We start from the raw sequence: 4973 nt of genomic DNA on the forward strand, positions 1-4973 counted from the left end.
GCCAGCGCCACCGCCGCCGAGGCCATGGACGTCGCCGCCCGGCCAATCGCCGTCTCGGTGCGCACCCGCTTGGCGCAGCTGAACGCCGCCGCGAACACCCGCGTGAGCCCTCCACGCACCGCGCCCGCCCCCTGGCCCAGCTCGAAGGACTCCTTCACCTGGCCAAGAATCTGCGCCTCGCCCAGCACCATGGAGTCCAGGCTGGAGGCCACGCGAAACAGGTGCTCCAGCGCCCCGGCCCCGTGGTGCTCATAGAGGTGATCGAGCGCCTCCGGGCCCCCCAGCCGGCTCAGCTCCTCACGCGCGCGGGCGGCGGCCTGGGCCAGATCCGCCGACGCCAGGTACAGCTCCACCCGGTTGCACGTGGAGACGAACAGCGCCTCGGTGGGAGCCTGCGCCAGGCGCTGGAGCACCTCCACCTGTGTGGGCTCTGGCAGCGCCAGCCGCTCGCGCACGCCCAAGGGCGCGGTCCGGTGCGACAGACCAATGCAGATGAGCTCCATGGCTACCGCATCCCCCCGGTGAAGTCATACGAAGAGAGGAAGGACACGAGCACCAGCGCGAAGCCCGCCATCGTCAGCAGCGCCACACGCCGCCCCCGCCACCCCACCAGGATCCGCGCCCCCGCAAGCCCGGCGAAGAGCCCCCAGGCCACCAGCGTGGCCAGCACCTTCGCGTCCATCATCCAGGTGAGCACCTGGGTGGAGCCCGCGATGAAGAAGGCCCCGGTGGCCAGGGTGATCGACAGCGCGATGAAGCCTGCCACCACCAGCCGGCGGTTCAGGGTGTCCAAGAACTCCAGCGAGGGCAGCCGCGAGAAGAGCAGGCCGAACCGCTTGCCCTTCACCTGCCGCTCCATCAGCAGGTACATGAAGCCCACCCCCGCCGCCACGGCGAAGGCCGCCATCCCCACCAGCGCGATGGTGATGTGCAGCGGCAGCAGCGGCTGGCGAAGCGCGGGAGACAGCGGCGCCTCCCCTCCCTGGAGGAGCAGCCCGGGCACCAGCGCGGCCACCGCCAGCGGGGTGATGAAGGCGCCGATGACGGGCTTGCGGTAGAGCAGATCCAACACCAACCCCAGGGCCAGCAGCAGGAAGGCGAGCGCGGAGAACCCCTGCGCGGCCCCTACAGGCATCCCACCTTGTGCGCCCAGTTGGGTGAACAGGGCCACCGCATGGAGGGCCAGCCCGGAGCCGACGAGCACGCGCCCGGCAATGGCGAGGCCATTCCACTGGCGCGCGAGGTAGGTGAGGTACACCAGCGCGGCAAAGCCGTACGCATGACAGGCGAGCGAGACCAGGGTTTCGTTCATGGCGGCAGCGACATAACCCCGGGCGGACCCTGCGGTCAGCCCATCTTGTTGAGGATGAAAGCGGCCAGCAGGTCCGTCTCGTTGCTCGGCTTCTTGTCGGCCGGGCGGGGGGCGGCAGCCACCTCGGTGAGATAACCGGGAACCACCTCGTACGCGGACTCCCCCAGGATCACCGAGTCCGCCATCTGCTCGGCGCCCAGGCTCTCGAGCTGGGCCTCGGTCTTCACCTTGGCCACCAGCTTGTGGGTGTCCTCCCCGGAGACAAGCTGCACGAAGTGCACTGCGGGCACGGCGGGGAAGCTTGCGCCCCCTTCCGCCGTCACCACCAGCTTGCCGTCCTTCAGGTCCGCTTTGTCCGCCAGCGCCCACTCCTCGAGTTGGGCCTGGGGCAGGAAGAGCTTCATCACGTCGCCCAGCTTACATCACCCCCGCCCGGGGAGCCCGTCTCTCGTAGCGCCTGCCTGCTTGAAACCTCCGGCGCCCGTCGGCATCTCTTCGGGTGGGACCGGTGGAGGCCGCTGATCCTTGCAGGGCATAGGGGGTGCGTACTAGACGACGCGCCTGCGCCAGGCCCCGCAGTCCAACGGCCTGTGGAAGGAGACACCCATGGCAGGAGATGGCGTGCTGAACATCGGAGACGGAGACTTCTCCCAGGTGGTGCTCGAGTCGGACCAGCCGGTGCTGGTGGACTTCTGGGCGACCTGGTGTGCCCCGTGCCGGGCCATCGCCCCGGTCGTCGAGGATCTGGCCGTCCAGTACAAAGGCAAGGTGAAGTTCGCCAAGCTCAACATCGAAGAGCACCAGGACACGCCGCAGCAATATGGCGTCCGCTCCATCCCCACCCTGCTCGTCTTCAAGGGCGGCAAGGTGGTGCGCCAGCTCGTCGGTGCTGGCCCCAACATGAAGGGCAAGATCGAAGCCCTGCTCCAGCAGACGCTGTAGCTCCCCCTTCCCCCCGGGCCGAGGCCTCGCGCCTCGCCTGGGGGCCTCAGCTGCACTGCAGGAACGTCCGGCCCGACGTTCGGAGTGCTCGAGCAACCCTCGCTCGCGCTCCTGGAAGCGTCTCGTGTGCCGAACCTGAATGGCTCCTCATGCCAGACACCCGGAAAAGCCAGCCGCGCCCTGGCATTTCGGCCATAATCCGAAAAACCCATCATCCTTGGGTTGACAGATTTAACAACTAAGGCGAAATAAGCAGTTCATTATTCCTATCCAGTTTAACTCGTTTTCAAGGTCTTAAGGAGAATCCATGGCTCGTCCTCGTAAGAATGCCGTTCCCTCTTCTGCCACGGTGGCTCTGCCTCCCGCGCTGGCTTCGTGGGCGGAGCAGATCGGGGACGCCATCGGTCGAGGTCTGGCGCGAGCTCTTCACAACAGTGGCCTGGGAGCTTCGGGCAGCAGCACGGCGGCGCCTGCGCGGCGCAGGGGGCGGCCACCCAAGATGATTGCAGCAGGCCAGGTGGCTCAGGAGCGGCGCTGCACCGTGGCCGGGTGCGATCGCGAGTCCCGCTCCAAGGGCCTGTGCTCGGCGCACTACCAGGCCGAGCGGCGCCGGCAGCTGGCCGCGGGCAAGAACGCCTGAGCGCGCCTCACGCGCCTTGCCAGGGATCGCTGGGGGAGCTGGCCTTGAGCAGCTCCCACGCGGCGAGCACATCCACCACCCGCTCCAGCTCGTTGGGCAGCGAGCGGGCCCTGCGTGACTGAAGGTACTCCTCGGCGAAGTCCCGCAGACGCATGCCGAGGAAGAGCCGGGCCAGGGAGACCTCGGTCTGCCCGGAGAACTCCACGAAGCGGATGCCGAAGCCCGAGCGTCCGCCCGTGCCGGAGCGCTCCTCGCGGATGATCTCGGCGCGCGCTTGCACGGCCTCCGCGCCCTCGTCCAGGGAGAAGCGCACCTGGAGCTGCGTGCCCATGGGCATGAAGAAGGTGCTCTCCAGGAAGGCGCCGCTCACGCTCACGTTCTGGGACATGAGCGTCGCGGAGAAGCTCCTCCGCCCGCCCTCCTCCCTCCAGAGCTCGAAGCGCGTGGCCAGCAGGGCCCGTGGGAAGTGCCGGTGCTCCGGCTCATTGCCCGACTGCCTCTCAATCACAGGGGCGCTCACGGGCTGAGCGCTCCGTCCCCCCGGGCGCCGGGGCTCCTCTGGGCGCGAGCCCGAGCGGCGCTCGTCCGGCTGAGGTGCGGACAGCTTCGGGACATGGACGGTCCGGGGGGCAGCGTCCCGGAGCTCCTCCGGGGTGCGCGTGGACCCTGCCGGGCCCGAGACCTTCCTGGCACCCTTTCTCTGCATCGTCTCCTCCGCGGCGGCTCAAAAAATCCCGTATCGCAACTGGCGCGATTCATACACCATGCGCCCGCTCCACCGCGCGCGAGATTGTAATGCTGGGAAACCTCCTCAAGCCCGAGTTCGACGAGCTGATCCGGGCCAGGGATTGGAGTTCGCTGCGCGAGGCGTTCACGGAGATGGATCCGGCGGACGTGGCCGAGGTGATCGAGGATCTTCCGGCCAAGGACAGCGGCGTGCTCTTCCGGCTGCTGCCGCGCGACATGGCGGCGATGGTCTTCGAGTACCTCCCGCCGGCCCAGCAGTCGGAGCTGGTGAGCACGCTGGGCAACGAGGAGCTCAAGAACCTGCTCAACGAGATGGCGCCGGACGACCGTACGCGCCTGCTCGAGGAGCTGCCCGCGGAGGTGACGCGGCGCGCGCTCACGACGCTGACGCCCGCGGAGCTGGCCGTCGCTCGAGAGCTGCTGGGGTACCCGGAGCGCAGCGCCGGCCGCTACATGACGCCGGAGTTCCTCACGCTGCCGGGGAACCTCACCGCCGCGGAGGCGCTCGAGTACGTGCGCAAGCACGGCCAGGGGCGCGAGACGCTGAACGTCCTCTACATCACCGACGAGCGGGGCCGGCTGCTGGACGATGTGCGCCTGGCCTCGCTGGTGCTCGCGCAGCCGGACACCCGTCTCTCGGACATCCATGATCGCCAGCTGGTGAGCATCCCCGCCACCGCGGATCGCGAGGAGGTCATCAGCTTCTTCGAGAAGTATGACCGGGTGGCGCTGCCGGTGACGGACTCGAAGGGGGTGCTGCTGGGCATCATCACCGTGGACGACGTGCTCGACGTGGCCGAGGAGGAGGCCACCGAGGACATCCAGCGCATGGGCGGCATGGAGGCCCTGGAGGCGCCCTACCTGGACATCGGCGTCACGCAGATGTTGCGCAAGCGCGTGGGCTGGCTGACGGTGCTCTTCTTCGGGCAGATGTTCACCGCCACGGCCATGGCCCACTACCAGGACGCCATCGCCCAGGCCGTCTTCCTCAGCAGCTTCGTGCCGCTGATCATCTCCTCGGGAGGCAACTCCGGCTCGCAGGCCACCTCGCTCATCATCCGCGCGCTGGCGGTGAGGGACGTGTCCCTGGCCGACTGGTGGCGCGTGGCCGTGCGAGAGGTCATCAGCGGCGTCACCCTGGGCGTGTTCCTCGGGGTGCTGGGCACGCTGCGCATCGTCCTGTGGCCCGGGAGAGAGGCGCTCTATGGCCCCTACTACGTGTGGGTGGGCATCGCGGTAGGGTTGAGCGTGGTGGGCGTGGTGATGTTCGGCACGCTGTGCGGCTCCATGCTGCCGTTCCTGCTGCGCCGCCTGGGGCTGGATCCCGCCGCC

6 protein-coding genes and 1 pseudogene are annotated in these 4973 nt (G+C 68.7%); 3 read left to right on the top strand and 4 right to left on the bottom strand.

Annotated features, from left to right (window positions below):
- The 3 genes and pseudogenes from VD972_RS20945 to VD972_RS20955 all read right to left on the bottom strand — a co-directional run.
- Positions 1–503 (bottom strand): annotated as a pseudogene (locus VD972_RS20945) (glutamyl-tRNA reductase); the annotation flags it as partial.
- Between the two features lie 2 nt (positions 504–505).
- The gene (locus VD972_RS20950) at positions 506–1312 is read right to left on the bottom strand and encodes a cytochrome C assembly family protein (RefSeq protein ID WP_324989686.1); all 807 of its coding nucleotides are present in this window, start codon (positions 1310–1312) and stop codon (positions 506–508) included.
- Between the two features lie 35 nt (positions 1313–1347).
- The gene (locus VD972_RS20955; RefSeq protein WP_324989695.1) at positions 1348–1716 is read right to left on the bottom strand and encodes a hypothetical protein; all 369 of its coding nucleotides are present in this window, start codon (positions 1714–1716) and stop codon (positions 1348–1350) included.
- Positions 1717–1918: 202 nt separating this feature from the next.
- On the opposite strand from VD972_RS20955, the gene trxA reads away from it, so the two are divergent.
- A complete protein-coding gene (trxA, locus tag VD972_RS20960; RefSeq protein WP_324989688.1) occupies positions 1919–2254 on the top strand; it encodes a thioredoxin in 336 nt (111 codons plus the stop codon).
- 307 nt (positions 2255–2561) lie between these two features.
- Positions 2562–2894 (top strand): hypothetical protein, encoded by a 333-nt coding sequence (locus VD972_RS20965; RefSeq protein ID WP_324989690.1) that lies wholly within the window; start codon positions 2562–2564, stop codon positions 2892–2894.
- A 7-nt stretch (positions 2895–2901) separates the two neighbouring features.
- Here the strand turns inward: VD972_RS20965 and VD972_RS20970 are convergent, their stop codons facing one another.
- The gene (locus VD972_RS20970) at positions 2902–3600 is read right to left on the bottom strand and encodes a PilZ domain-containing protein (protein ID WP_324989692.1); all 699 of its coding nucleotides are present in this window, start codon (positions 3598–3600) and stop codon (positions 2902–2904) included.
- 89 nt (positions 3601–3689) lie between these two features.
- On the opposite strand from VD972_RS20970, the gene mgtE reads away from it, so the two are divergent.
- Positions 3690–4973, top strand: a 1284-nt coding sequence (mgtE, locus tag VD972_RS20975) for a magnesium transporter (protein WP_324989694.1), incomplete at its 3' end; no start/stop codon positions are given.

The organism is Hyalangium sp., assembly GCF_035629615.1.
GTDB lineage: Bacteria > Myxococcota > Myxococcia > Myxococcales > Myxococcaceae > Hyalangium.